21 protein-coding genes and 1 pseudogene are annotated in these 25,731 nt (G+C 70.0%); 13 read left to right on the forward strand and 9 right to left on the reverse strand.

What is annotated here, in order from left to right; genetic code table 11:
* Both OG870_RS07235 and OG870_RS07240 read left to right on the forward strand, forming a co-directional pair.
* Positions 1-2,568 carry an ABC transporter permease gene (locus OG870_RS07235; RefSeq protein ID WP_266527567.1) on the forward strand — a complete coding sequence of 856 codons (2,568 nt, stop codon included), beginning with the start codon at positions 1-3 and terminating at the stop codon, positions 2,566-2,568.
* 337 nt (positions 2,569-2,905) lie between these two features.
* A complete protein-coding gene (locus tag OG870_RS07240) occupies positions 2,906-3,052 on the forward strand; it encodes a hypothetical protein (protein WP_327690769.1) in 147 nt (48 codons plus the stop codon).
* Positions 3,053-3,379: 327 nt separating this feature from the next.
* Here the strand turns inward: OG870_RS07240 and OG870_RS07245 are convergent, their stop codons facing one another.
* Positions 3,380-3,718 carry a thioredoxin family protein gene (locus tag OG870_RS07245; RefSeq protein ID WP_266527572.1) on the reverse strand — a complete coding sequence of 113 codons (339 nt, stop codon included), beginning with the start codon at positions 3,716-3,718 and terminating at the stop codon, positions 3,380-3,382.
* Between the two features lie 274 nt (positions 3,719-3,992).
* Entirely contained in the window at positions 3,993-5,132 is a 1,140-nt protein-coding gene (locus tag OG870_RS07250; RefSeq protein ID WP_327690770.1) for a PucR family transcriptional regulator, read from the reverse strand.
* An 87-nt stretch (positions 5,133-5,219) separates the two neighbouring features.
* Between OG870_RS07250 and OG870_RS07255 the strand changes: the two genes are divergently transcribed.
* Together OG870_RS07255 and OG870_RS07260 are read left to right on the forward strand one after the other, a co-directional pair.
* Positions 5,220-6,275, forward strand: a complete 1,056-nt coding sequence (locus OG870_RS07255) for a ferredoxin reductase (RefSeq protein ID WP_327690771.1) — start codon at positions 5,220-5,222, stop codon at positions 6,273-6,275.
* Positions 6,276-6,282: 7 nt separating this feature from the next.
* Positions 6,283-7,401, forward strand: a complete 1,119-nt coding sequence (locus tag OG870_RS07260) for a fatty acid desaturase family protein (RefSeq protein ID WP_327690772.1) — start codon at positions 6,283-6,285, stop codon at positions 7,399-7,401.
* Positions 7,402-7,529: 128 nt separating this feature from the next.
* Here the strand turns inward: OG870_RS07260 and OG870_RS07265 are convergent, their stop codons facing one another.
* Positions 7,530-8,240 (reverse strand): DUF4232 domain-containing protein, encoded by a 711-nt coding sequence (locus OG870_RS07265; RefSeq protein WP_327690773.1) that lies wholly within the window; start codon positions 8,238-8,240, stop codon positions 7,530-7,532.
* Between the two features lie 475 nt (positions 8,241-8,715).
* Between OG870_RS07265 and OG870_RS07270 the strand changes: the two genes are divergently transcribed.
* The 4 genes from OG870_RS07270 (at position 8,716) to OG870_RS07285 (ending at position 12,678) form a co-directional block, all read left to right on the forward strand.
* Positions 8,716-9,135, forward strand: coding sequence for a GNAT family N-acetyltransferase (locus tag OG870_RS07270; RefSeq protein WP_266586259.1), 420 nt, complete (start codon positions 8,716-8,718; stop codon positions 9,133-9,135).
* A gap of 252 nt (positions 9,136-9,387) precedes the next feature.
* Positions 9,388-10,743: a hemolysin family protein gene (locus tag OG870_RS07275; RefSeq protein ID WP_266527588.1), complete on the forward strand. Its 1,356-nt coding sequence runs from the start codon at positions 9,388-9,390 to the stop codon at positions 10,741-10,743.
* Complete coding sequence (locus OG870_RS07280; RefSeq protein ID WP_266527590.1) at positions 10,740-11,753, forward strand: hemolysin family protein; 1,014 nt, start codon at positions 10,740-10,742, stop codon at positions 11,751-11,753. The genes OG870_RS07275 and OG870_RS07280 overlap by 4 nt, the downstream gene beginning before the upstream one ends.
* Positions 11,754-11,820: 67 nt before the next feature.
* Complete coding sequence (locus OG870_RS07285; protein ID WP_266527601.1) at positions 11,821-12,678, forward strand: SGNH/GDSL hydrolase family protein; 858 nt, start codon at positions 11,821-11,823, stop codon at positions 12,676-12,678.
* Between the two features lie 228 nt (positions 12,679-12,906).
* Here OG870_RS07285 and OG870_RS07290 read toward each other — a convergent pair whose 3' ends face one another.
* Positions 12,907-16,017, reverse strand: coding sequence for an RICIN domain-containing protein (locus OG870_RS07290; RefSeq protein ID WP_327690774.1), 3,111 nt, complete (start codon positions 16,015-16,017; stop codon positions 12,907-12,909).
* A gap of 347 nt (positions 16,018-16,364) precedes the next feature.
* A pseudogene (locus tag OG870_RS07295) lies at positions 16,365-16,767 on the reverse strand (hypothetical protein); the annotation flags it as partial.
* A 786-nt stretch (positions 16,768-17,553) separates the two neighbouring features.
* Between OG870_RS07295 and purB the strand changes: the two are divergent.
* Both purB and mug read left to right on the forward strand, forming a co-directional pair.
* Positions 17,554-18,996, forward strand: coding sequence for an adenylosuccinate lyase (gene purB, locus OG870_RS07300; RefSeq protein WP_266586256.1), 1,443 nt, complete (start codon positions 17,554-17,556; stop codon positions 18,994-18,996).
* Positions 18,993-19,544: a G/U mismatch-specific DNA glycosylase gene (gene mug, locus OG870_RS07305; RefSeq protein WP_266588527.1), complete on the forward strand. Its 552-nt coding sequence runs from the start codon at positions 18,993-18,995 to the stop codon at positions 19,542-19,544. The genes purB and mug overlap by 4 nt, the downstream gene beginning before the upstream one ends.
* On the opposite strand, the gene OG870_RS07310 is transcribed toward mug, so the two are convergent.
* Genes OG870_RS07310 through OG870_RS07320 form a run of 3 tightly spaced genes read right to left on the reverse strand, consistent with a single transcriptional unit; the run spans position 19,522 to position 21,619 of the window.
* Complete coding sequence (locus OG870_RS07310) at positions 19,522-19,932, reverse strand: hypothetical protein (protein WP_266530765.1); 411 nt, start codon at positions 19,930-19,932, stop codon at positions 19,522-19,524. The genes mug and OG870_RS07310 overlap by 23 nt on opposite strands.
* 41 nt (positions 19,933-19,973) lie before the next feature.
* Positions 19,974-20,696, reverse strand: a complete 723-nt coding sequence (locus OG870_RS07315; protein WP_266586254.1) for an ABC transporter permease subunit — start codon at positions 20,694-20,696, stop codon at positions 19,974-19,976.
* A gap of 2 nt (positions 20,697-20,698) precedes the next feature.
* Positions 20,699-21,619 carry an ABC transporter ATP-binding protein gene (locus OG870_RS07320; protein ID WP_266586252.1) on the reverse strand — a complete coding sequence of 307 codons (921 nt, stop codon included), beginning with the start codon at positions 21,617-21,619 and terminating at the stop codon, positions 20,699-20,701.
* Between the two features lie 108 nt (positions 21,620-21,727).
* Between OG870_RS07320 and OG870_RS07325 the strand changes: the two genes are divergently transcribed.
* The 3 genes from OG870_RS07325 (at position 21,728) to OG870_RS07335 (ending at position 24,879) form a co-directional block, all read left to right on the forward strand.
* Positions 21,728-22,885: a sensor histidine kinase gene (locus OG870_RS07325; protein ID WP_266586250.1), complete on the forward strand. Its 1,158-nt coding sequence runs from the start codon at positions 21,728-21,730 to the stop codon at positions 22,883-22,885.
* A 14-nt stretch (positions 22,886-22,899) separates the two neighbouring features.
* Positions 22,900-23,562 carry a response regulator transcription factor gene (locus OG870_RS07330; protein WP_266530773.1) on the forward strand — a complete coding sequence of 221 codons (663 nt, stop codon included), beginning with the start codon at positions 22,900-22,902 and terminating at the stop codon, positions 23,560-23,562.
* A 159-nt stretch (positions 23,563-23,721) separates the two neighbouring features.
* Positions 23,722-24,879, forward strand: a complete 1,158-nt coding sequence (locus OG870_RS07335) for an ROK family protein (protein ID WP_266530774.1) — start codon at positions 23,722-23,724, stop codon at positions 24,877-24,879.
* Positions 24,880-24,949: 70 nt separating this feature from the next.
* Here OG870_RS07335 and OG870_RS07340 read toward each other — a convergent pair whose 3' ends face one another.
* The gene (locus OG870_RS07340; protein ID WP_327690775.1) at positions 24,950-25,711 is read right to left on the reverse strand and encodes a GntR family transcriptional regulator; all 762 of its coding nucleotides are present in this window, start codon (positions 25,709-25,711) and stop codon (positions 24,950-24,952) included.
* Positions 25,712-25,731: the final 20 nt, after the last annotated feature.

Below are 25,731 nucleotides of genomic sequence, written 5' to 3' on the forward strand. Positions count from 1 at the left end.
GTGCTGAAGGCGACGCTCCGCAGCTTCCTCGCCCACAAGGGGCGGCTGCTGCTCTCCGCGCTGGCGATCGTGCTGTCCGTGGCGTTCGTCGCGGGCAGCCTGATCTTCTCCGACACGGTCACCCGCACCTTCGACCGGCTGTTCGCCTCCACCTCCGCCGATGTGACGGTGGAGCCGAAGGAGGACCTCAAGTCGCAGGTGCCGACGGGGGCGGTCGACACCGTGCCCGCCTCGCTCGCCGCCCGGGTGGCGAAGGTCGACGGGGTCGCGTCGGCGCACCCGGACGTGAGCGTCCAGAACATCACGGTCGTCGACAGCAGGAACAAGTCGGTCGGGCCGACCACCGGCGCGCCCACCATCGCCTCCGACTGGTACCTCACCGCCCGCAGCCCGGTGAAGCTGACCTCGGGGCACGCCCCGCACGGCCGCGGCGAGGCGCTCCTGGACGCCGACACCGCCGACAAGAAGCACGTGCGGATCGGCGACACCCTGACCGTGCTCGCCCAGCCGGGCAGCTTCCAGGTCGAGATCGTCGGCATCGCCACCTTCACCACGACCAACCCGGGTGCGGCCCTGGTCTTCCTCGACCCGAAGACGGCCCCGACACAACTGCTCGGCTCGGCGGGCAAGGCGACCAGTATTTCGGTGGACGCGGCCAAGGGCGTGAGCGACGCGACGCTCAAGAGCCGGGTCACCGCCGCGGTCGGCACCCGCGGCCACGACATCAAGACCGCCGACGAACAGGCCAAGTCGGCCGCGCAGGACCTCGGCGGATTCCTCGACGTCATCAAGTACGTGATGCTCGGCTTCGCCGGGATCGCCGTCCTGGTCGGCGTCTTCCTGATCGTCAACACGTTCTCCATGCTGATCGCCCAGCGCACCCGTGAACTCGGACTGCTCAGGGCCCTCGGCGCGGACCGGCGCCAGGTGCGGCGGTCCGTGCTCACCGAGGCTCTTCTGCTCGGCCTGGTCGGCTCGACGCTGGGCCTCGCCGTGGGCATCGGGCTCGCGGCCGGGCTGATCAAACTCATGGGCACGTTCGGCATGAACCTCAAGACCGCGGAGATGGTGGTCGGTTGGGGCACCCCGGTGGCGGCGTACGTCGTCGGGATCGGCGTCACCTTCGTCGCGGCGTACCTCCCGGCCCGGCGCGCGGCGGGTGTCTCGCCCATGGCCGCACTCGCGGACGCCGAGATCGCCGGTGTGGGGCGGCCGTTGCGGACGCGGGCGATCGTGGGCTCGGTGGTCGGAGTGCTCGGCGCCGCGGCGCTCGTCGGCTGTGCCACCGCGTCGAAGACGGCCTCGGCGGCCTCCCTGCTGGGGCTCGGCGTCGTCCTGACGCTGATCGCGACCGTGATCGCGGGCCCGATCCTCGTCCGCCCCGTCATCCGGGTCCTCGGCGGGGCCTTCCCCGCCCTGTTCGGCCCGGTCGGCCGCATGAGCCAGCGCAACGCGCTGCGCAACCCGCGCCGCACGGGTGCCACCGCGGCCGCCCTCATGGTGGGCCTGGCCCTGGTCGGCGGCATGTCGGTGGCCAGCGCCTCCATGTCCAAGTCCTTCGACCAGCAGATCGACAAGACCCTCGGCGCCGACTTCATCGTCCAGAACAGCAACTTCGTGCCGTTCTCCCAGGAGGTCACCGACAAGGTGCGCCACACGAAGGGCGTGGGGGACGTGGTGCGGCAGCGGTTCACCCCGATCGCCGTACGGCTGCCGGACGGCAAGCGCGTCAAGACGACCGCCGCTGGCTACGGCGACGGGGTCGACGACGTCGCACACGTGACGTACGCGGCCGGAAACACGGCGGCGGCGCTCGCGGACGGCAACATCGCCATGGACGTCGAGTTCGCGAAGGACCACCACGTCCGGATCGGCAGCACGATCCCGGTCGAGTTCCCCGCCGGACGGAAGACCACCCTCAAGGTCGCCGCCCTCACCGACCAGGGCGGCGCCAACGGGTTCGGGATGCAGGGCGGGCTCTTCGTCGGTCTCTCGACGATCGAGAAGTACGTCCCGGGCGGCCAGGACTCCGCGCTCTACGTCAACGCCGCCCCCGGCACCAGCCCCGACCAGTTGCGCTCCCGCCTGGAGAAGACGCTCGACCCGTACCCCCAGGTCCAGGTCCGCGACCAGGCCGACTACAAGAAGCTGGTGCACGACCAGATCGCCGTACTGCTCTATCTCGTGTACGCGCTGCTCGGGCTGGCGATCATCATCGCGGTGCTCGGCGTCGTCAACACCCTTGCCCTGTCAGTCGTGGAGCGCACTCGGGAGATCGGACTGCTGCGGGCCATCGGGCTCGCCCGGCGGCAGTTGCGCCGGATGATCCGGCTGGAGTCGGTGGTGATCGCGGTGTTCGGCGCGGTGCTGGGCCTGGCACTGGGCCTGATCTGGGGCGTGTGCACCCAGCAGGTGCTGGCGCTGCAGGGCATGAAGGCGCTCGCGATCCCGTGGACCACGATCGCCGCGGTGGTGGTCGGTTCGGCGGTGGTGGGCATCGTGGCAGCACTGCTGCCGGCGTTGCGTGCATCCCGCATGAATGTGCTGGCGGCCATCGCGCACGAGTGAGGGAATCGCGGCGCGTTCTCAAGTCCCTTGCCGGTGAGGAGAGTTCATGCCGCCTCCGTTGCGCTTCGGTGCCGGCCCGGTCAGCCCCGCGCCCGCCGACGATCGGACCTCGACGGCAACCTGCCAGGCGCACCGCTACGCCCGGCCGGCGGACGCTTCACACCCACGCGGGTCGAAACACGTCGCGCGTTCGAGGGGCCCGGCCCGGCCTTTCCCGCGCCGGTTCACCCCACGGCGCTCGCCCCAGGCACCCCACGCCCCCCGGCCCGGGAGCCGGCTGCCCCGGCGCCTTGGGGAAGCGTGTGGCCCCGTTCCAGAGGCCGGTCATCAGCGAGCCGTGCCAGTGCCGCAGGAGGTCGGTGCCGCAGCAGGAGCACGGCCGGGCCGCCTGTTCGTCTTCGTCGACCCGCTCGGGGTGGAGCGTGACGCGAACGGCCCGGCCACCCAGGTGGCGTACCCGCCGGGTGGAAAGCATGCGGTGTGACGTGGACTCTGCCCGGAGCCGATGCATGACCACGCCCGTGCCTGAGTCCGACCTGCGGCCGGGCTGGGCGGGCGAGCCGAAGGTCGATGGCCACCGGACCGTGCCGTGACGGACCGAGGACAGCGTCCGGCTGCAGTCGCGTACCGGCCGCGACGTCACCACGCTCCGGATGGACCTGGCCGTGGCCGCCACGCGCCTGCCGCCCGGCGTGGTCCTGGACGGCGTTATGTGACCTGTGGGGGTGTCTCAGCCCCAAGGTGTCTCAGGCGGCGCAGCTCCCATGGCCGAGACGTGACGGGCGTCGCGGCCATGTGCCGCAGCGGCAGCTCAGAGGTGGCCGTCCAGGAACTTCCGTACCTCGGTGGTGGTCATGGGCCCCGTGCCGTGCGCCACCGCCTCTCCCTCCTTCAGCAGGACGTAGGACGGGGCTCCGGTGATCCCGTATCGCTCGGTCGCAGCCGGACAACGCGTGATGTCGGCGCGGACGGCCGTCAGGCGGCCCATGTAGTCGTCGGCGATGCCACCCACGACGAGGTCCATCACCCGGCAGGGCTCGATTGCCTTGGGCCATGTCCCGGTGAAGTACGCGAGGACCGGAACCGCGCTCATCCCGAGGATGAAATTGAACTCCGCGTCCTCACGGGGTCGGTGAACCCGCTTCGTCATGGAAGCTCCTGACTTCACGTTCCGTCATTCCACCCCCATCATCCCTCGCGCGGTGTGCCAGGCCGGCCCGGTCGGTCGTCCGGTTGACCTGCCGGAAGGGAGACACGGGGCGCATCGTCCACCGGATCCAGTCGAGCCGTATCCGCCACCGCGCTTCTCAGAGACAGGGCCCCGACGGGCTTCCCGAGGCGTTGTCTGGTCTTCACGTCAACCCCTGGTCTCAGCGGATTCCTGGACCGCTCGCGGACGCGGTCGTGGACGGTCGAAGTACGCGTCAGCCGACCCGAAGACCGACCGCCAGCGTCAGTTCAAGGACCCGGTGTGGCGATGCGAGATCCGGAAACAGCTCCCGCAGCTGCGACACCCGGTACCGGACCGTCTGGGGATGGACGAACAACGCCGCCGCCACCTCGTCCCGCCTGCCCTGGTGCAGCAGCCACGCCCGCAACGTCTCCTCCAGCCGCCGTGCGGTCGCGACGGGCAAGGTCCGCAACGGTGCGAGGGCTCGGGCACGCAGGTCTGCGTACGCGTCCGCGTCGGCGCTCAGCACCAGCTCGGGCAGGTGGTCCTCGGTGTCGCGAATGTCAGAGGAGAGGGAGCGCGCGCGTACGGCTCGTGCGTACGAGGCGGACGCACGAGTCCATGGCCGGGCCGGGCCGACCACGGCGGTGCGGTCGGTCAGCTGCCGCAAGAGATGTGATCGGTCGGCATCGGGGACCAGCAGCACACCGGTGGCGTCCGGCAGATCGTCGAGGACGAGGGTGCTCGGGTCGAGCGCACGGTAGGCAGGCCGGGCCTGGGCGGCGGGCAGCAGGACCGCGGTCAGCGAAACCGGAGGCTGCCACCCGGCCCGTTGAGCAGAGGCCAGCAGCACGTCCGGGCTCGCGCCGGCGAAGAGGTCGCGGGCCAGGTGTTCCAGGTGGCGCTCCTGGGCCCTGCCCCGGGCGGCCAGTTCGTCGGCGTGGCCCGCGGCGCTCGCGGCGGAGAGCTCGTCGATGTACGCGAAGGTCAGCTCGGCGAACTTGGCGACCTCGGCGGCGGGCAGACCTGCGGGTACGGCACCCGCTGCCAGGCATCGCCAGGCCACGCGGGCGCCGACGCGGTAGGCGCTGAGCAGAGCGTCCATCGAACGGCCGTCTCGCACCTCGCCGCGGCCCAGCTCGTAGGCCGCGTCACCGGCGTCGCCGCCTGTGGCGTTCCCGCTCGCGAGGTCCAGGTAGTGCCCCAGGGCGGTGCGGACGGCTCGGCGGATGGTGGCGCCCATGCGGCCCGAAAGGGCGTTGGCGTAGGGAGGGACCTCGTCGATGATCGCCTGGACGACCTCGTCGGCGGTGGTCTTCAGCACGGCCCGAAGTGCGGTGACGGTCGTCTCATCCAGGGCCAGTTCGCTGGCCCTCCGGATTGCATGGCTCACGTTTTTGTTCCCTGCGAACAATTCTGCCGACCAGATTTACGTCCTGCGGTCAGGACTTTACGCCTTGAGGCGCAGCAAGCTGGAGTCATGACGAGTGCAGCCCTCCGCAGCAGGGCGTGGAAACTGCTGGAGATGGTCACGACGCCGCTGCTGCCGTCGGACTACCTCGACCTGGTCAGCCCGTTGCGCGCGGGCGCTGACCTGCGTGGGCGCATCGAGGCCGTGCACCCCGAGACGGGTGACGCCGCGACCATCGTGATCAGGCCGGGACGGGGCTGGCGCGGCCACACGGCCGGTCAGTACGTGCGGATCGGGGTCGACGTCGACGGGGTGCGCCTGTGGCGTGCCTACTCGCTCACTTCACCGGCAAAGCGCCAGGACGGCCGCGTCACGATCACCGTGAAGGCGATCCCGGACGGCAAGGTCAGCAACCACCTGGTCCGCAGGACGAGACCGGGCACGCTGATCCAGCTCGACCAGCCGACCGGTGACTTCGTGCTGCCGCAGGCCAAGCCCGCCAAGGTGCTCTACCTGACGGCCGGCAGCGGCATCACGCCGGTGATGGGCATGCTGCGCGACACCGAGTTGGACGACGTCGTCATGGTCCACTGCGCGCCACAGCCGCAAGACGTGATCTTCCGCAATGAACTGCACGACCTGGTCGCGGACAAGAAGCTGCGGCTCACCGAGGTGCACACCGACACAGACGGCATGCTCGACATCGCCCGTCTCGACGAACTCGTGCCCGACTGGGCCGAGCGCGAGACCTGGGCCTGCGGGCCCGCGGGCCTGCTCGACGCCGCCGAAAAGCACTGGAGCGAGCACGGCGTACCAGAGCGTCTGCACACCGAACGCTTCCGCCCCAGCATCGTCGTCGCCGGCGACGGCGGCGAGGTCACATTCAGCGCCACCGGCAAGACCGTCGACGCGGACGGCGCCACGCCGTTGCTGGACATCGGCGAGGAAGCCGGCGTGCTCATGCCCTCCGGGTGCCGCATGGGCATCTGCTTCGGCTGCGTCACGCCGCTCAAGGCGGGCGCCGTCCGCGACCTGCGCACCGGCGAGATCACCGAGGCCGAGCCGGGCGTCCTCATCCAGACCTGCGTGTCCGCCGCGGCGGGCCCCTGCGACATCGACCGGTAGGAGCACCTTGACCGCCATCGACCCCACCGCCCACCTGACCGCGGAGCAGATCGAGGAGCTCGGCCGCGAGCTGGACGCAATCCGCGACGAGGTGATCGCCGCCCGCGGCGAGAAGGACGCCGCCTACATCCGCAAGGTCATCTCGGCGCAGCGCAAGCTCGAGCTGGTCAGCAGGGGCGTACTGCTGTTCTCGATCTTCCCGCCCGCGTGGCTGATCGGCACCGCCGGTCTGTCCGTGGCGAAGATCATGGACAACATGGAGATCGGTCACAACATCCTGCACGGCCAGTGGGACTGGATGCGAGACCCGAAGATCCACTCCACCACCTGGGAGTGGGATCACGTCTCGCCGTCCGAGCAGTGGAAGCACTCGCACAACGAGCTGCACCACACGTACACCAACGTGATCGGCAAGGACAACGACCTCGGCTACGGCATCATGCGCGTCGACGAGGACCAGAAGTGGCACCCCTTCCACCTCGGCCAGCCGCTGTGGAACTTCCTCAACGCCTGCTTCTTCGAGTACGGCATCGCGGCGTACGACCTGGAGCTCGGCAAGAACCTGCACAAGCGCCGCCGCAAGAACCCGGAGTTCCGCGAGCGGGCCAAGGCCGTGGGCCGCAAGATCCGCAAGCAGGTGCTCAAGGACTACGTGATCCACCCGCTGCTGTCGGGCCCGTCGTTCCTCCCCACGCTCGCCGCCACGTTCACCGCGAACCTGGTCCGCAACATCTGGTCCCACTCGGTGATCATGTGCGGGCACTTCCCCGAGGGCGTGCAGGTCTTCGAGCGCCGGTCGATCAAAGGCGAGACGCGCGGCCAGTGGTACCTGCGCCAGATGATGGGCTCGGCGAACATCAGCGGCAGCAGGGCCATGCACTTCATGACCGGCAACCTGTCGCACCAGATCGAGCACCACCTGTTCCCGGACCTGCCGAGCAACCGGTACGCCGAGGTCGCGGTGAAGGTGCGCGCGCTGTTCGAAAAGTACGAGCTGGAGTACGTCACCGGACCGCTGCCCAAGCAGGTGTTCTCCGCGTGGCACAAGGTCTTCCGGCTCTCGCTGCCGAACAAGAAGGCCACGGTCCAGACGCCGGACCGCGAGCAGGAGCTGGTCGCGGCCTGATCGCCGGTACTGGTTCGGATCTTTCGGCCGTGCCGGCGCCACCGCCGGGTTCGGTGAGATCCGGTGCGGACGGTGGGCGGAGTGTAGACGTGCTGGAAGGCGGTGACGCGTCACTGGCCGACGGGCCGTCAGAAGTCGTACGGCTTCTTGGTGCTCCAGTTCAGCACGTCGGCCTCGTTCCAGCTGAACTGCGGCTTGTGGCCCTTGGCGTCGACGGAGTAGAAGGGGCCGGTGCGACCGTCCGTGCCGCGCAGCGCGATGGCGAACGAGTGCGCCGTGTGGTTCTTCGAGCCGTAGTCGAAGAGGTTCACCGCGCTGTATGCCCTGCCTCCGGGCTGGAGCGTGATGTGCTTGTCGCCGCCCGGGTTGTCCTTCTTCGAGTGCGGCAGTGCGGCGCCGTCGACGTCCTCGCCGAGCTTCACGGCCGGGTACGAGGTGACCCAGCATGGCTTGGTGCCCTCGTTCGACGCGGTGACCAGCAGGTGGTCGCCCTGCTGACCGGCGAACCGGTGCACCGCGGTGACCAGCATCTCGTCTCCGCGGCACTGCTGGGCGCCGGCCGTCGTGCCCGCGCTCGCGACCTCGTCCGTCCCGCCCGAGGCGGTCGCCGGGAGTGCCCCCTCCTTGGTGTCACCAGCGTTGTTGGCCTGCTCCGTGCTGCCCTTGCCGTCCCTGTCGGACGCGGACCGGCTCTGCGCGGTACCAGCGGCGTGGCCGCCGTCCGCTGCCTTCGAGCCGTCGTCGGCGCCGCCGCAGGCGGTCAGGCCCAGCGCCAGCGCGGCGGTGACGGCGGCCAGGGTGGCGGAACGGGTGGTACGGCGGGCACGGTGCGTGGTCATGATGAAAGGTCCCCCATGGTCTGTCAGGACGCGGCACCTCCCCTGCTCCCGCAGGGCGACCGGCCGCCTCGACTGTTTCGCTGCACCCCGTGAGATGACGCGCGGGCGGGCGTAGTTCAGTCGGGTCTGTCCGCATTCGGTAACAGGGCAACTGGGCGCAGGCACACCGGTGTTCACGCCGCGCCCGTCAGCGGGGCGGCGCCTCCGGCTGCTGCGGCACAGGGGAGGCCACCAGATGCTCCTGCCCCGTCCGCGGAACGGTTCGCCGGCGGTCCACCACGCACGCGCCCCCCGGCAGACGCCGGTGATGTCACGCCGAAGCCCGGCCACGCCCCACAGGTCGCCGAGCCGCACTCCGCTGTAACGGGCAACGCGTCCGGCTACGGCGGCAGACCGAGCAAGCCTGTCCCCCGCTCGGTTCCCGGGCAGGGAAACCCGTTCGCCAGACCGGCGATTGCTCTGCTTGGCTCGCCCCATGAGTGATCTTCGCATCCGCCACGCCGCCCTCTCGGACATCGACACAGTGCTGCAGTTCTGGCGCGACGCCGCGGAAGGAACGAGTATCAGCGACGACCACGACGGAGTGGCCCGACTCATCACACGAGACCCCGAAGCCCTGCTCCTCGCAGAGCGCGACGGCCTCCTCACCGGAACCGTCATAGCCGGCTTCGACGGATGGCGATGCTCCGCCTACCGACTCGCCGTACACCCGGACCACCGCCGGCTGGGCATCGCCACCGCCCTGCTGGACGCAGCAGAACAACGATTCGCCGCCCTCGGCGGACGACGCGTCGATGCCATGGTCCTGGAAGCCAACGAACAGGCACACCACACGTGGACAGCGGCTGGATACCATCGCGAGGACCACTGGCGACGCTGGGTCAAGCCGCTGTAACCGCCAACCGCCCGGATACTTGTCAGCTGCCAAGACTCATGGTGCTGCGCGCCGAGGACCACTGTCGGCGCTGGGTGAATCACCTCTCCCACTGACCAGCTTTGCCGATCCTTTACTATTGCGGGGACGGTTTCGGTCCTCCAATGAAAGGTGTGAGCGTCCGCCCATGGGCGAGCCTCCCAGTAGTGCACGCAGTACACGACATCGCGCGATCCTTCCGCCCCTGTCCGACGATGGGACGGAGGTGACCCGATGACCGAAGTGCTCCTCCTGCTGGTGGCGATCCTGCTGTCGCTGGCCTGTGGCGCTTTCGTCGCGGCCGAGTTCTCGCTGACCACGGTCGAGCGGGGCGCACTGGAGCGGGCGGCGGAGCGCGGCGAGCGGGGCGCTTCGGGCGCCCTGAAGGCCGTGCGGAGTCTGACGTTCCAGCTCTCCGGCGCCCAGCTGGGCATCACCGTCACCAACCTGGTCGTCGGCATGCTCTCCGAACCGTCGATCGCGAAGCTCATCGCGGGTCCGCTGGAGGCACTCGGCATCTCGCACTCAGTGGCGAGCTCACTCGCCCTGGTGCTCGGTACTGCCCTGTCGACCCTGTTCCTGATGGTCGTCGGCGAGCTGGTGCCCAAGAACTGGGCGATCTCCTCGCCGCTGGCCGTCGCCAAGCGGGTGGGCAACGCGCAGCGCCTGTTCAGCGCGGCCTTCCGCCCCTTCATCAGCCACCTGAACAACACCGCGAACCGTGTGGTGCGCCGCTTCGGCCTGGAGCCCACCGAGGAGCTGGCCTCCGCGCGCGGCCCCAAGGAGCTGGCGGCGCTGGCCCGGCACTCCGCCAGGGAGGGCGCCCTGGAGGCGGACACCGCCGAGCTGTTCGTACGGACGCTCAACCTCGCCGACCTGACCGCGGAGAACGTGATGACGCCCCGCGTCCAGGTCATCGCCCTGGAGGTACAGGCGACCTGCGCAGACGTGGCGAACGCGACCCGGGCGACCGGGCTGTCCCGGTTCCCGGTCTACCGCGGCAACCTCGACTCGGTCGTGGGCACCGCGCACATCAAGGACGTCCTGGCGATACCGGTCGAACGCCGCACCCGCACCCCTGTCTCCGACCTGATGCGCGAGCCGCTCCTCGTCCCGGAGTCCCTCACCGTCGACCGGCTGCTCGACCGGCTCTCCGGCAAGCGCACCATGGCCGTCGTCATCGACGAGTACGGCGGCACGGCGGGCGTGGCCACGCTGGAGGACATCGTTGAGGAGGTCGTCGGCGAGGTGCGGGACGAGCACGATCCGCACGAGACGCCCGACCTGGCCCCCGCGGGCAGTGACGACGAGGGCCGGTCGCTGTACTCGGCCGACGGTTCGGCGCGGGTGGACCAGCTCGCGCGCGTGGGGCTGAGGGCGCCGGAAGGACCGTACGAGACGCTGGCCGGTCTCGTGGCGGCGGAGCTGGGCCGTATCCCTGCCGTGGGTGACCGCGTGGAGGTCGCCGGCTGGCGGCTCGACGTCGTGGACGCCTCGGGGCGCCGGGCCGCGCGGGTGCTGATGCACGCACCGCTGGACGGCGCGGACGGCCGGGACCACACGATGGACGAGCAGGGGGACGCCCGATGACCGCCGTACAACTGCTGATCGGCTTTGCGACCCTCGTCGTCAACGCCTTCTTCGTCGGCGCCGAGTTCGCGCTGATCTCCGTCAGGCGTTCGCAGATCGAACCGTATGCGGAGGAGGGCGACCGGCGGGCGAAGAGCGTGCTGTGGGGTCTGCAGCACGTGTCCGCGCTGTTGGCGGCCGCGCAGCTCGGCATCACGCTGTGCACGCTGGTGCTGGGTGTGGTCGCGGAACCGGCGATCGCGCATCTGCTGGAGCCGGTGTTCCACGCCGTGGGCGTGCCGACCGGTGCCGGGCACGCGGTGTCCTTCGTGATCGCGCTGGCTCTGGCGACGTATCTGCACATGCTGCTCGGCGAGATGGTCCCGAAGAACATCGCGCTCGCGGAGCCGGTGCGCAGCGCGCTGCTGCTCGGTCCGCCGCTGGTCACCCTGGCCCGGGCGCTGCGACCGGTGATCTTCACGGTCAACGCCTTCGCGAACACCCTGTTGAAGCTGTTGCGGGTGGAGACGAAGGACGAGGTCGCGGCCACGTTCTCGGACGCCGAGCTCGCCCGGATCGTGCGGGACTCGGGCGAGGCGGGCCTGATCGACGACCGCGCGCGGGAGCGGCTGAACGACGCGCTGGAACTGGGCCGGCGCCCGGTGCGCGACGTGGCGCTCCCGCAGGAGAGCGTCGTCCACGCGCGCGTGGGCATCACGCCGGAGGAGCTGGAGCGGCTGTCGGCCGAGTCGGGCTTCTCCCGTTTCCCGGTGGTGGACGAGGGCCGCCGCATCGTCGGCTACCTGCACGTCAAGGACGCGCTGGACGCCTCCCCCAGGGACGTGCCGTTCCGGGTGCGGGACATGCGGGCCATCGCACGCGTCCGGGAGAACACACCGCTGGACGACGTGCTCACCGCGATGCGGGGCAGCCGAACCCACCTGGCGGCCGTGCTCGGCGACGACGGCCGGCTGGCCGGACTGGTGACCATGGAGGACGTGCTGCAGGAGCTGTTCGGGCAGCGGGCGTGAGCCCTCGGACGAGACGACCGGGCCGACCGACCGATGGGTATGGAACCGGGTTACCATCTTTTCCGCCATGCAGACGAACCCCACACACACCAGCCTGGTCGCGGTCGGCGACTCCTTCACCGAGGGCATGTCGGACCTGCTTCCCGACGGCTCCTACCGGGGCTGGGCCGATCTCCTCGCCGGGCGGATGGCCGCCGTCTCCCCCGGCTTCCGGTACGCGAACCTCGCGGTACGCGGCAAGCTGATCAGGCAGATCGTCGACGAGCAGGTCGACGTGGCGGCGGCCATGCGGCCCGACGTGATCACGCTGGTGGGCGGGCTCAACGACACGCTGCGACCCAAGTGCGACATGGGACGGGTACGGGATCTGCTCACCGAGGCCGTCGAGCGCCTGGCCCCGTCCTGCAAACAGCTGGTGCTGATGCGCAGCCCGGGCCGCCAAGGTCCGGTCCTTGAGCGCTTCCGGCCGCGCATGGAGGAGCTGTTCACCGTCGTCGACGAACTCGCCGCACGGCACGGCGCGGTGGTCGCCGACCTGTACGGAGCACCGTCGCTCAGCGACCCGCGCCTGTGGGACGTGGACCGGCTGCACCTGACGGCCGAGGGGCACCGCAGGGTCGCCGAGGCGGTCTGGCAGACACTCGGCTACGACCCCGAGGACGCCGACTGGCACACGCCCATGGCGGCAACGCCGCCTCCGGGGTGGGCCATGCGGCGGGCGGCGGACGTCCGCTTCGCGCGGCAGCACCTGCTGCCGTGGATCGGCCGCCGTCTGACGGGCCGCTCCTCCGGCGACGGCCGGACAGGCGCCCAGTTCAGCGCTGAGCTGGGCAAAGCCTTCTGGGTCACCCCTGTGGACGACACAAACCCCGGCCCCGTGACGGGCTGGCGGCGGGTGGGGCTCCAGGGCTTGTCCGATGGGTAGGGCAACCCGCCTGCCGGCGGGTCGTTCCTTCCGCAGGCAACGGCGGTGGCAACGCCTGGGACAACCCAGCGTCGTGGCCAAGGACACCAGTTGGCTCACCGCCTCTCCCTGGACCTGACGAGCAGCCGGCCTCTCCGAGCGCATACGGCAGCGAGCACGACCGCCTTGCAGAAGCGCAGGGAGGCCGTGCTCGCTCCGTGGCCGAACCGCTCAGGGTTCGGTAGGGAATCAGTCCACGTTCACCGCCTGCCACAGCTGGCTGTCGGCGTTCGTGTCCGTCGACTGCACGAGCTGAGCGCCCGCTGTCGTCGGCGAGCCGGACACCGAGAGCAGCTTGCCGCTGTTCACATTCTTGATCTTGTAGTAGCCGTTTCCGGCGGCGGCCAGGGTCCAGTGCTGGTTCGCACCGTTGTTGTCGGTCCACTGGACGATGGTCGCGCCGTCCGCTGTGGACGCTTGGTAGACGTCCAGCAGCTGACCGCTGTTCTGGTTGACGATCTCGTAGCTGCCGTCACCCACGGCAACCCACCGCCAGCGCTGGTTCTGCGACCCGGTGTCGTTCCACTGGATGATGTTCGCCCCGGCGGAGGTCGATCCGTCCGAGACGTCGATCGCCTTGCCGCTGTTCTTGTTGAGGACCTTGTAGAACGCGTTCTTGGAGGGGAAGTGAATGGAGGCGAACGCGTCCAGCGCACAGACGGTGCTGGTAGAGGCCGCGTTCTTCGTTCCGGTGCACACGACCTTGATCGTGTGGGGACCCGCGGCGAGATCCGTCTTCTCGAACAGCACCGTCTGCTTCGTCACCGTCGAGGCATAGGCGTCGATGCCCGCCTGCGCGAGGGTGCCGTCGATGTAGACGTCGACCTTCCCCATGTTCGGCTGCTTCATGCTGAGATATCGAACGCCCGAGCCGGTGAACGAGTACTGGACGTAGTCGCCCGCCCGGCTCGTGTGGTTCTCGGACCCCTTGAAGTCCTGCGCGTCGTTCCAGTTCGACCAGCCGGAGGAGTAGGTGAGAGCAGAGTCCTTGTCGTCGACGTAGGCCCATCGCTGTCGTACGAGCGACTTCGACGCGGCAGATGCGATCCCCTGGGCGTCCACGACGTAGAGGCGGTAGTCGCCGGCCGTCGGCGGGACAGTGATGGTCGTCGCGGTTCCGGCTGCCTTCGTCATGGTGGGGCCGACGGCGAACGTCGTCGTACCGGAGGGTGCCAGCCAGAGAGTCCTGCTCGCGTCGCCGATGGTGCGGACGGGGATGGACGAAACGCCCTTGCCGGTGAACGTGCTCGCGGGCAGGGCGTAGTCCTGCAGGCCCAGGTTGCTCTGGGGGATGATGTCCTTGTAGGCGTCCTCCAAGCCGGAGTTCACGGCGATGCTGTACGCCTGGGACGGCCACACGCCGTCCGCGTACGCGCGCACGTCCTCGATGGTGCTGTTCGGGACGTTCTTGTCGTTGATCTTGTTGACGGTGCCGTAGGTGTTGGTGATGCTCAGGTCGTGCTGCTTGCCCCAGGTGCCGGAGTTGATGGCGAAGGCCACGTTCGGGTCAAGGTCGAGCACGTTGTCGTGGAAGTTGAGGTAGGCGGAGCCTTCGTCGGGGTGGAGTCCGTACTTGTGGCCGGCCGGAACGCCCTGGATGTAGTTGTTGCTGATCTCGGTTCCCGGCTGGCTGCCCAGGTCGTAGATGGGAGCGGAGTCGCCGAGGACCTGCATCGTGTCGACGATCTGGTTGTAGCTGATGGTGTTGTTCTTCGCTGTGGTGGTCGGCACACCCGGTCGGATCGAGTTCGACGAACCGTCGAAGTTCCACCAGCCCCAGCCGAGGGTGATGCCCGCCCACGGGGACTTCTCGATCCGGTTGTGCTGCACGGACAGGGATTCGGTGAAGTACGCCGACACGGGGCTGGACCCCTGGAACAGCACCGCGCTGTCGTAGAGGTAGTTGTCCGTGATCGAGATGTTCTTGCAGAGTCCCTCGACGTTCACCGGGTACTTCTCGTGGTTGGTCGAGGTGTAGTCCCCGATGTACACGTGCTGGGGGTGTCCCACGGTGATTGCGGATCCGGCTATGTCATTCGTGACGTTGCCGGTCAACTGCGAGTCCGTCACGTCGTTGACCATGCTGATTCCGTCGGCGCCGGTGTGCTGCACCGTGTTGCGCCGGAGGACGATTCCGTCGGCGTTCTCGATCTGGATGATCCCCGGCGGCAGGTCGACGTTGCGGTAGGTGTACGCGTGGAAGTTCTTCTTCGCGTACACGGTCGAGCTGGCGTTGCCCTGCTGACCCTGCCGGAAGACGGAGCCCGCGACATTGACCAGGTTCCAGTCGGAGTGCTCGACCGTGAGCCCGGAGAACGTGATGTTCCGCGCATGGTCGGTCGTGGAGGTGCCGGCGATCTTGATCAGGGTGGACACGTTGTTCGGCGCGAAGACCTGCGCCGACGTCATGTCATCGGAGGGGGACTTGTAGTAGTAGACGGTGTGGGTCGTCTTGTTGAAGTAGAACTCGCCAGGCTGGTCCAGGAACTCGAACGCGTTCATGAACGTGTGGGTGCCGCTGGGGTTGAAGTTGCCGTTCGGCGGTCCCTGGGCGATGGCCGCGCCCGGCTGCTGGAACAGGGCCACGCGGTTGGCGCCGTCCGAGCTGGTGGTGATCTGGCGGACTCCCACGATGGCCGTGGTCCAGGTCGTCGCCGACTTGATCTCGACGTCGTCCTGGTTGGAGGCGATGGCGGGCAGATCGGAGAGGCTGTACTTGGATCCGTCGCACTGCGAACCCGACTCCCAGGCCCAGGGAGCCTGGCCGGCCGTGACGGTGTAGGTCCCGTAGCATCCGGCCGAGGTGATCGTCTTCGAGGCCATCTGGGCGCGCTTGCCGTTGACGTAGAGCGTCCGGAGCTTGTTGTCGCGGCTGAGGGTGGCCTTCCAGATGTTCCCGCTGTCCTGTGTCCAGCCGGTCACCGGAACGCCACCGTTCAGGACGGGCTTCTCGTTCTGGTAGGCGGCGTACACGACCTGGTGGCCGTTCGTTCCGGAGTCGGCCGGCGTGAAGTTGATGGTGCTGCTCACCGGGTAGTTGCCGCCGCGGAGAAAGACGTTGATGTCTCCGGTCATGTTGCTGTTGACGGTGCGCACGACGTCCCGTGCGTGCTGCAGGGTCTTGAACGGCGCGGTGATCGTCCCGGCGTTGGTGTCGCTGCCGTCGGGGGCGACGTAGTAGGTCGCCTGGGTCGCGGCCGAGGCCGGGGTCGGCGTCGCGAGGGAGGTCAGCAGCATCGCGGGGAGAGCCATCGCAAGCACTGCTGACAGCTTGCGGAGGGCAGGGGCGGCGGGCTTCATGGTCTGCCCCTCCATCTGGTTCGGACGGTCGGGAAAGCGTTCATGTTTCGGCTCCGGGGGTGGTGTCAGTGCGGTTGACGCGGCTCTTCATCGCTCCGCCCCTGAGCGCTCCGAAGGCTCAGGAGCGTCGGTGAGCGGCAAAACCCTGGGGATCGGGGGCGACTCCGCGACGACAGAAGGGGTGCGAGCTTCCCTCGTGACGGACGGGGCGTGGCCTGTGTAATCGGGCGGGCGGGTGACAGAAGGCGATCGTGGCGGCGGTGAGCGCGTTGATCGTGCCCCCACACACACAAGGCCGTGGAGCAGTTCGTCCACGGTGGCCGCCCCGTGGTGATCGCCCTTGTCGATCAGCGGCATCGGGAACTCCCCCCGCGAGTGCCGTCACCATGTGCCGCGGACCGTCCATCGGGCGCGGGGCGGTCGGCCGTGCCCTGTGTACCGCTGGTGGTGAGGACGTCGGGCCTGATCAGCCCTTGGCACCGGAGGTCGTCCCAGAGCGCCGGGGGTACGGCGCTTCGCTGGAGAGCCACGGTCTGCGTCACTTGTGCGCGGTCGCGCATGCCCAGCGTGACGTTGACGGTGCTGGGACGGGTGCCTTCGACCGGCCACTCACGAGAGTGCAGGCCGGAGTTGCAGACGCCGACCTGGACGATGCTCCTTGCCCGATTCCTGTACGGCGGCCAGGACGTCGTCCAGCGCGGACCGGTCGAGGAGGGTGTGGCGCCCGGCGAGCATCGGTCCGGGTGCTGCTGCTGGTACAGCTTCGCGGCCTCCATAAGGATCGCGTCCACCCGGACGGTCAACGCACCGTCCTTCTGCGGCGCTTGGGCGAAGCCGTCCTTGGTGCTCGTACCGGCGGAACCGCCGCCGCCCCAGGCCGTCACGGTCAGCAGCACTTGCTGAGCGCTCTCTTCGGGCCGGACGAAGGCATGTTGACGGTCATGAGCGACTCCATTGGGCTCGCAGGTGCCCCGAGCGAGTCGGGGGGTGACGCTTGGACGGGCCGACCCCGGGCCGTCCGGGGCGGGCGTCGGGCACTGAAGGCGGCTCTTCTGCTTCCGACGTGAAAGCAATTAGCCGCCTTACCAATGGGCTCGTCAAGAGTTTGACGGCGTTCCCTTGGCGGATTTAGAGGGATGACGGGGTGTTCGCGTGCTACTACGACCGATAAAGGCTATTTGTCCGCTTGGCGATTTCAGAGCTCACGTCGTAGATCTTGTCGAAATGAGTACGACTTATCTTCGATCCAAACTGCGATGCCGGGCTCCACAGCGATCAGTCGCGTTCGCCGCGGTCACCCAGGAAGCGGAAAAAACCACGACACGCCAGCGGTCAAGGACGAGCCCGTTCAGGGCCGTAGGGGGGTCTGGGGGCGCAGCCCCCAGGTACGGGATGGGACGGGTAAGGCGGGTAAGGGCGGCGGGGGCGAAAACCCTCCCGGTCGGCCGACCGGACCGGCGTGACCCAGGTCTCGTAGGTTCCACCGAACACATCCCTGGCGCTGGCCTGCACGAATCGCCAGTAGAATCCGTACACGTGACTTCTGCGCCCGCCAAGCCCCGCATCCCGAACGTCCTCGCCGGACGCTACGCCTCCGCCGAGCTCGCCACGCTCTGGTCGCCCGAGCAGAAGGTGAAGCTGGAGCGACAGCTCTGGCTCGCCGTGCTGCGAGCCCAGAAGGACCTCGGGATCGAGGTGCCGGACGCGGCGATCGCCGACTACGAGCGTGTCCTGGACACCGTCGACTTGGCCTCCGTCGCCGAGCGCGAGAAGGTCACGCGGCACGACGTGAAGGCGCGGATCGAGGAGTTCAACGACCTCGCCGGGCACGAGCACGTGCACAAGGGCATGACCTCCCGCGACCTCACCGAGAACGTCGAGCAGCTGCAGATCCGGCTCTCGCTGGAGCTGGTGCGCGACCGCACGGTGGCCGTCCTGGCGCGCCTGGGCAAGCTCGCGGGCGAGTACGGCGAGCTGGTCATGGCCGGCCGCTCCCACAACGTGGCCGCGCAGGCCACCACCCTCGGCAAGCGCTTCGCGACCGCCGCCGACGAGTTGCTCGTGGCATACGGCCGGGTCGAGGAGCTGCTGGGCCGCTACCCGCTGCGCGGCATCAAGGGCCCAGTCGGCACGGCGCAGGACATGCTGGACCTGCTGGGCGGGGACGCGGCGAAGCTGGCGGACCTGGAGCAGCGGATCGCCCGGCACCTGGGCTTCTCGCAGGCGTTCACCTCGGTCGGCCAGGTCTATCCGCGTTCGCTGGACTACGAGGTCGTGACGGCGCTGGTGCAGCTGGCGGCGGCGCCTTCGTCGCTGGCCAAGACGATCCGGCTGATGGCCGGGCACGAGCTGGTCACCGAGGGCTTCAAGCCGGGCCAGGTCGGTTCCTCCGCGATGCCGCACAAGATGAACACGCGGTCCTGCGAGCGCGTCAACGGTCTGATGGTCATCCTGCGCGGCTACGCGTCGATGACCGGCGAGCTGGCCGGCGACCAGTGGAACGAGGGCGACGTGTCCTGCTCGGTGGTCCGCCGAGTGGCTCTCCCGGACGCGTTCTTCGCTCTGGACGGTCTGCTGGAGACGTTCCTGACGGTGCTCGACGAGTTCGGCGCCTTCCCTGCGGTGGTCGCGCGTGAACTCGACCGCTACCTCCCCTTCCTCGCCACGACCAAGGTGCTGATGGGCGCGGTGCGCGCGGGCGTCGGGCGTGAGCTCGCGCACGAGGCCATCAAGGAGAACGCCGTCGCCTCCGCGCTCGCCATGCGCGAGCAGGGCGCCGAGCGCAACGAACTCCTCGACAAGCTGGCCGCCGACGAGCGCATCCCTCTCGACCGTGCCCAGCTCGACGCCTTGATGGCCGACAAGCTGTCCTTCACCGGTGCCGCGGCCGACCAGGTCGCCGCGGTCGTCGGCCGCATCGAGGAGATCGTGAAGCAGCACCCGGAGGCCGCGGGCTACACCCCGGGGGCGATCCTCTGACCCGCTTCACCCAGGCGGAACTGGAGGCCGCCCGCGACCGCCTCGTCCCGGACGTGGTCGCGGACGGCCTCGGTGTCCTGTTCTGCGGCATCAACCCCGGGTTGATGACGGCGGCGACGGGCCACCACTTCGCCCGGCCGGGCAACCGCTTCTGGCCCGTGCTGCACCTGTCCGGCTTCACGCCCAGGCTGTTGAAGCCGTCGGAACAGGGCAAGTTGCTGTCCTACGGGCTCGGGATCACGAACGTGGTGGCGAGGGCTAGCGCGCGGGCCGACGAGCTGAGTGCGCAGGAGTACCGCGACGGCGGGCGGCAGCTGGCGCTGAAGGTGGCACGACTGCGGCCGCGCTGGCTGGCCGTGGTGGGGGTGACCGCCTACCGGGCGGCCTTCGACGACCGCAAGGCCCAGGTGGGGCCGCAGGAGCGGACGATCGGGGAGACGCGGGTGTGGGTGCTGCCGAATCCGAGCGGACTGAACGCGCATTGGACGGCTGAGACGATGGCGGAGGAGTTCGGGCGGTTGCGGGTCAGGGCGGGTCTGTCTCAGTGACCACGGCGACGAGCTGGACTTCGTCCGCCTCGTCCCGGTCGGCGACGGCCACGGCGGCCCAGCGGCCGGTGCCCACCACCTCCCAGCCGTAGGCCACGCGCGCGCGTGCGCTGAGAGTGGCCCACGGCTCCGGTATCTCCTCCCGCTCGGTGCGCAGCAGAACCGTCTGCAGGTTCCAGGGGGCGGTTTCACCCCAGCGCGGCGCCAGTTCCTCGTAGAGGGCGTCCCGGACCTTCTCGTACTGATCCACCGTCACCGCTCGCTCGGCGCCGTCGCCGCCTCTGAGGCCATGACTGCTCTCTAACTCCGCGATGTGGTAGCCGTGTTCCGCCGGAAAGGGGCGGAAGCACAGCTCTTCGATGCGGGCGATGTGCTGTGCGATGTCCATGTGGTCCAGTAAACCGGCCGGCACTGACAATTGGTGAGGTGTCAGGCATCCCGGCGCCGCACGCTCCACACCCCGGCCAGCAGCGCGACCCCCGCCCACAGCCCCGTCACCGCAAGCCCTGTCCACGGTCCGAGCGTGCCGGTCCATGTCTCGTGGAGCGCCACCTGGCCCGCCCGGTCCGGCAGGACGTCCGCGACGGAACCGGACATGTCGCCGATGACGAAGGAGACGATGAGCAGGAACGGGATGAGGATGCTCAGGGTGGCGACGCCACTGCGCAGGACGGCCGTCAGTCCCGCCGCGAGCAGCGCCATCAGCGTCAGATAGACCCCGCAGCCGACGACCGCGCGCAGTTCCTCGCTCCAGCTCAGCCCGTCGGCCTTCACTCCGAGGGCGGCTCTGCCGACGGCCAGACTCACCGCACCGCCCACCAGCCCGACGACCAGCACGGGTACGGCGATCGCCACCGCCTTGGCGGCGAACCACCGCCCGCGCCGCGGCACCGCGGCCAGGCTGACGCGCAGGGCGCCGCCCCGGAACTCGGACGACACCGCGGTCGTACCGAACGCGATCGCCGCGATCTGCCCGAAGTTGACGCCGAAGAAGACGGAGAACAGCGGGTCGAAGTCCGCTCCGTCGCTGTCGGCGCCGGCGAGGGCCGAGAACAGGGTGGTGGCGAGCAGCACGGCGGCGAGGCCGCCGACGAGCGACCGCAGGGTACGGATCTTGAGCCACTCCGCGTGGAGTACGGGCGTGAATTCCATGGTCAGGCCTCCTGGGGCTGTGCGGTGAACTCGGTCTCTGCGCCGGTGAGGTCCAGATACGCCTGCTCCAACGTGCCTTCCTCCGAGGCGAGTTCGAGGACCGGCACGCCGGCGGCGGAGACGAGGCGCCCGATGTCGTCCACGCGTGCGTGGTCCACGATCCAGTGCCCGTCCACGTGCTCCACCGCGTCGTGTCCGTGCCGTGCCAGGACGCTCTTGAGGGCGGTGGCGTCCGTCGTCCGGATCCGCACACGTGGCTGCACGCGCGCGTCGATGAACTCCCGCATCGGGGTGTCGGCCAGCAGACGTCCACGTCCCAGGACCACCAGATGGTCGGCGAACGACGCGGTCTCGTTCATGAGGTGGCTGGAGACCAGCACGGTGCGCCCCTCGCCCGCGAGCCGGCGCAGCAACGCGCGGATCCAGACGATGCCTTCGGGGTCGAGGCCGTTGGAGGGTTCATCGAGCATGACCACCTCGGGGTCGCCCAGCAGTGCGGCGGCGATCCCGAGGCGCTGGCGCATGCCGAGGGAGTACGTCTTCACCCGTCGGCGCGCCACCGACGACAGCCCGGCCTGCGCCAGTACCTCGTCCACCCGGCGCCGCGGGATGCGGTTGCTCGCGGCCAGTGCGCGCAGATGGTCCCGGCCGGTACGGGAGCCGTGCGCGGCGTCCGCGTCGAGCAGGGCGCCGACGTGGCGCAGCGGTTCGCGGAGCGTGGCGTAGGCGCGGCCGCCGACCGTGGCGGTACCGGAGGTCGGCCGGTCGAGGCCGAGCACGAGCCGCATGGTGGTGGACTTTCCGGCGCCGTTGGGGCCGAGGAAGCCGGTGACCTTGCCGGGGTGGACGGTGAAGGTGAGGTGGTCCACGGCCCGCCGGGTGCCGTACTCCTTGGTGAGGTTGTCGACGTCGATTCTGGTCATGGCAGCAGCGTCGCCGCCGGAGTGGGGTGATCTCCTCCCCCACGGGTGGAGATCCTCTCCCCCACGCGGGGGAAGCCCGTTGTCAGTGGCGGCTGGCACGATGACGAAATGGCCCGCTTTCTGCGCCCGTTGCTCCGGGGGACGACGTACACACGGCTGCTGCACCTGTGGGTGCCGATTCTCATCGTCAGCGTGTGGCTCTACATCGACATGTCGACGTGGTGGCTGCCCGCGGCCGTGCTCGTGCCGGTCGGGTTCATCCCGGCGGTGCGGCTGGGCGAAGGGGTGCAGGCGCGGCTGCTGCTGACACCGAGTGAGCAGGACTCGGGCATCTCCGTGAGCCCGGCGGCGACTTGGCGGGACCGGCTGCGCACAGTGCTGTGGCTCGAGGTACGCATGGCACTGGGCGCGGTGGCCTCGGCGAGCTGCGTATGGCTGCCGGCTCTGGCCTACGAGCTGGCCCGCATCTCGCTCGGACACACCCCGGACGCTGCCGTCCCGCTCCTGCGCGAGGCTCGACCGCACTGGGCGTACTGGCTGTTGGTGCCGGTTCCGCTCGTCGCGCTGTACGGGGTCGTGGTCGGCCTGGGGGAGCTGATCACCGGCGTCGCGCGCCGACTGCTCGGCCCGTCCGCCGCCGAACGCCTCACGGCCCTGGAGGAGCGCACCGAGCAGCTTCTGGAGCGCAACCGGATCGCCCGTGAACTGCACGACTCGATCGGTCACGCGCTGACGGTGGCCGTGGTGCAGGCGGGCGCGGCCCGAACGGCGGGCGACCCGGCCTTCACCGACCGGGCCCTGGCCGCCATCGAGGAGACCGGGCGGGCCGCGCTGGAGGACCTGGAGCGGGTGCTCGGAGTGCTGCGGGAGGCGCAGCGGCCGGTGAGCAGCCGTCCGACGCTGGTGGAGGCGGACCGTCTCCTGGAGTCCGCGCGCGCGTCGGGCGCGAAGGTCGACTCGGACGTGTCCGGTCCGCTGGAGTCGATCCCGGGACCGGTCTCCCGCGAGGGCTACCGCATCCTCCAGGAAGCTCTGACCAATGTGCTGCGGCACGCGGGAGCCGTCCCCGTGCGCGTCCGCGTCGAGGTCACGGACGCCGCCCTCACCCTGGAGGTCCGCAATCCGCTGACCGCCGACATATCGGGGCCCGGCCGGGGCAGCGGGCTGCGCGGTATACGCGAGCGCGCGGCCCTGCTGGGCGGCCGCGCGCGAACCGGGCCGGACGAGGGCGACTGGCAGGTACATGTGGAGCTGCCGTTGAGCTGATCTACGCTGTCCGGATGCCGGTCACCGTTCTCCTCGTCGACGACGAGCCCCTCGTACGCGCCGGTCTGCGGGCCGTTCTGGAGGCGCAGCCCGACATCGAGGTCGTTGGGGAGGCCGCCGACGGGGCGGCGGTGATCCCGCTCGTGCGCCGGCTGCGGCCCGACGTGGTCGCCATGGACGTACGGATGCCGCTGCTGGACGGCATCGAGGCCACGCGCGCGGTGCTGCGGACGGTCGACGAGCCGCCGAAGATCCTCGTGGTGACGACGTTCGAGAACGACGAGTACGTGTACGAGGCGCTGCGGGCCGGCGCCGACGGGTTCCTGCTGAAGCGGGCCCGCCCGGCCGAGATCGTGCACGCGGTGCGGCTGGTCGCGGAGGGCGAGTCGCTGCTGTTCCCGGCCTCCGTGCGGCAGTTGGCCGCCGAGTACGGCGAGAGCGACGGCAACCGGGCCGCCCGGGACGCGATGGAACGGGCCCGGCTGACCGAACGGGAGGCCGAGGTGTTGCGGCTGATGGCCCGCGGGCTGTCCAACGCGGAGATCGCCGCCCGACTGATCGTCGGCACGGAGACAGTGAAGTCGCACGTGAGCGCCGTACTGGCGAAACTCGGCGCGCGTGATCGCACTCAGGCCGTGATCGCCGCGTACGAGTCGGGCTTCGTGGCCCCGGGCTGATGGGCGTGCCCCGAAGGGCGCGGGGCCGTGCCATCAGCGGCTCCGCCGCGGGGCGCGACCAGCCACGACGGCGCAGCGCGGCACTCCCGAGCGGCACAACCCGGCGGAGCGACCCGGTACGATCCGGCCAACACGCGCACGAGCTGGGAGGACGGGACGTTGGGGCAGCTGACCGGCGGGGACCCCTCGCTGCTGCGAAGGATCAACTCCGCGGTGGTGCTGCACGCGCTGCGTGCCACGGACGCGGCGACACTGACGGAGATCACCCGGGTGACCGGACTGTCCCGGCCGACCGTGGAAGGTGTCGTCGAGGGCCTCATCGAGGTGGGTTACGTCGTCGAGAAGGCGGCCGACGAGAGCGTCGTACGACGCCAGGGGCGGCCCGCGCGGCGCTTCCGGTTCCGGGCCGAGGCCGGACATCTGCTGGGTCTGGACATCGGGCCCCACCGCGTTGCCGCGCTCCTCGCCGACCTCGACGGACGGGTGCTCGGCTCGGTCGCGAAGGACGTCGACGAGACGGCTCCCGCCGACGAGCGCCTGGAGCGGCTGCGCACCGCGGTGGCCGAACTGCTGCGCCGGGCCGGGGTCGCTCGCGGCTCGCTGCGGGCCGTGGGAGTCGCCTCGCCCGGGATCGTCGAGGCGGACGGCACCGTACGGCTGTGCGCCGCGCTGCCCGAGTGGACGGGGCTGCGTCTGGGCGAACGGCTCAGCCGGTCCTTCAAGTGCCCGGTGCTCGTCGAGAACGACGCCAACGCCGCGGCCGTCGCGGAGCACTGGAAGGGCGCGGCCACCGAGTCCGACGACGTAGTGATGGTGCTGGCCGGGCTGAGCCCCGGAGCCGGTTCGCTGATCGGCGGGCAGTTGCACCGGGGGTACGGAGGGGCGGCCGGCGAGATCGGCGCGCTGCATCTGCTGGGCCGCGAGGTGACCCCCGAGACGCTGCTGTCCACCACCGACGAGCCGCTGCACCCGCTGGACGAACAGGCCGTCGCCGAGGTCTTCGCGCAGGCCCGGGAGGGAGACCAGCGGGCCCGCGCGGCCGTCGACCGCTTCATCCAGCGGCTCGTCCACGACGTGGCCGCCCTGGTCCTGGCCCTCGACCCGGAACTCGTCGTCATCGGCGGCTGGGCGGCCGGCCTGGACGGCGTACTGGACCCCCTGCGCCGCGAGTTGGCGCGTTACTGTCTGCGCCCGCCGAAGGTCACCCTGTCGCTCCTCGGCGAGGCCGCGGTGGCGACCGGCGCGCTCCGGCTCGCCCTGGACCACGTGGAGGAGCAGCTGTTCGCGGTCGAGGGCACGATGACGGCGCGGCGCTGAGACCGGGGCACGCACGCGTGCTGTGCCCCGGAGCGGTCCCGGGGCACAGCACGAGTGACGTGCGCGGGTGTCAGGACGCCTGGCGCTCGGGTCCCTGGTGGATCTCCACGCCTCCCGAGTCGCCGAAGGTCAGGCGGCAGGTGTCCGCCCTGTAGGTGGCGACGGAGAGGGCCGCGGTGCGGCCGTCGGCGAGGAAGCGGGTGGTGACGACGAGCACGGGCGCCCCCGGCAGCCGGTCCAGTTCCTTGGCGTCGTCCGCGCGGGCGGAGCCGAGCTCCACGGAGCTGTCCTGCCCCTCCAGCTCCAGCCGGTGCAGCTCGCGCAGCACCGCACGCGCGCGTGCCGGTCCGGACGGCGCGTCTATGGCGGAGAGGTCGGGCACCGACGACGCCGGGATGTAGAGCAGCTCCGCGGCGACGGGCTGGCCGTTTGACACACGGGAGCGGCGCACCGTGTACACGGTCTCGTCCGGGCCCGTCTCCAGCGCGGCGGCGACGGCCGCGGGCGGGGCCGCCGCCGTGCAGTCGGCGGCCTGCCACACGTCCCCGGCCGCTCCCGGCCAGGCGTGCTGCTCCGTGCCGACAGCGACGCCCACGCGCGGCGGGGCGACGGTCGTGCCGACACCGCGTCGGCGCTGCAGCCTGCCTTCCAGTTCGAGCTGCTCCAGTGCCTGGCGGAGCGTGGCGCGGGCGACGCCGAAGCGGGCGGCCAGGTCGCGCTCGTTCGGCAGGATCTCGCCCACGGAGAACTCGGAGTCCAATGCCTCACTGAGCACGGTCTTGAGATGCCAGTACTTCGGTTCCGGCACCGATTCCAGCTGCGTGGTCCCCACCCTGTCCTCCGCAATCGCCG

This window comes from Streptomyces sp. NBC_00461 (assembly GCF_036013935.1).
GTDB lineage: Bacteria > Actinomycetota > Actinomycetes > Streptomycetales > Streptomycetaceae > Streptomyces.

Coding starts and splice junctions, on each gene's coding strand:
- OG870_RS07245 (WP_266527572.1), bottom strand. CDS start 3,718: ATGACGAAGCGGGTTCACCGACCCCGTGAGGACGCGGAGTTCAATTTC.
- OG870_RS07255 (WP_327690771.1), top strand. CDS start 5,220: ATGACGAGTGCAGCCCTCCGCAGCAGGGCGTGGAAACTGCTGGAGATG.
- OG870_RS07265 (WP_327690773.1), bottom strand. CDS start 8,240: ATGACCACGCACCGTGCCCGCCGTACCACCCGTTCCGCCACCCTGGCC.
- OG870_RS07270 (WP_266586259.1), top strand. CDS start 8,716: ATGAGTGATCTTCGCATCCGCCACGCCGCCCTCTCGGACATCGACACA.
- OG870_RS07275 (WP_266527588.1), top strand. CDS start 9,388: ATGACCGAAGTGCTCCTCCTGCTGGTGGCGATCCTGCTGTCGCTGGCC.
- OG870_RS07280 (WP_266527590.1), top strand. CDS start 10,740: ATGACCGCCGTACAACTGCTGATCGGCTTTGCGACCCTCGTCGTCAAC.
- OG870_RS07285 (WP_266527601.1), top strand. CDS start 11,821: ATGCAGACGAACCCCACACACACCAGCCTGGTCGCGGTCGGCGACTCC.
- OG870_RS07290 (WP_327690774.1), bottom strand. CDS start 16,017: ATGAAGCCCGCCGCCCCTGCCCTCCGCAAGCTGTCAGCAGTGCTTGCG.
- OG870_RS07310 (WP_266530765.1), bottom strand. CDS start 19,932: ATGGACATCGCACAGCACATCGCCCGCATCGAAGAGCTGTGCTTCCGC.
- OG870_RS07315 (WP_266586254.1), bottom strand. CDS start 20,696: ATGGAATTCACGCCCGTACTCCACGCGGAGTGGCTCAAGATCCGTACC.
- OG870_RS07320 (WP_266586252.1), bottom strand. CDS start 21,619: ATGACCAGAATCGACGTCGACAACCTCACCAAGGAGTACGGCACCCGG.
- OG870_RS07325 (WP_266586250.1), top strand. CDS start 21,728: ATGGCCCGCTTTCTGCGCCCGTTGCTCCGGGGGACGACGTACACACGG.
- OG870_RS07330 (WP_266530773.1), top strand. CDS start 22,900: ATGCCGGTCACCGTTCTCCTCGTCGACGACGAGCCCCTCGTACGCGCC.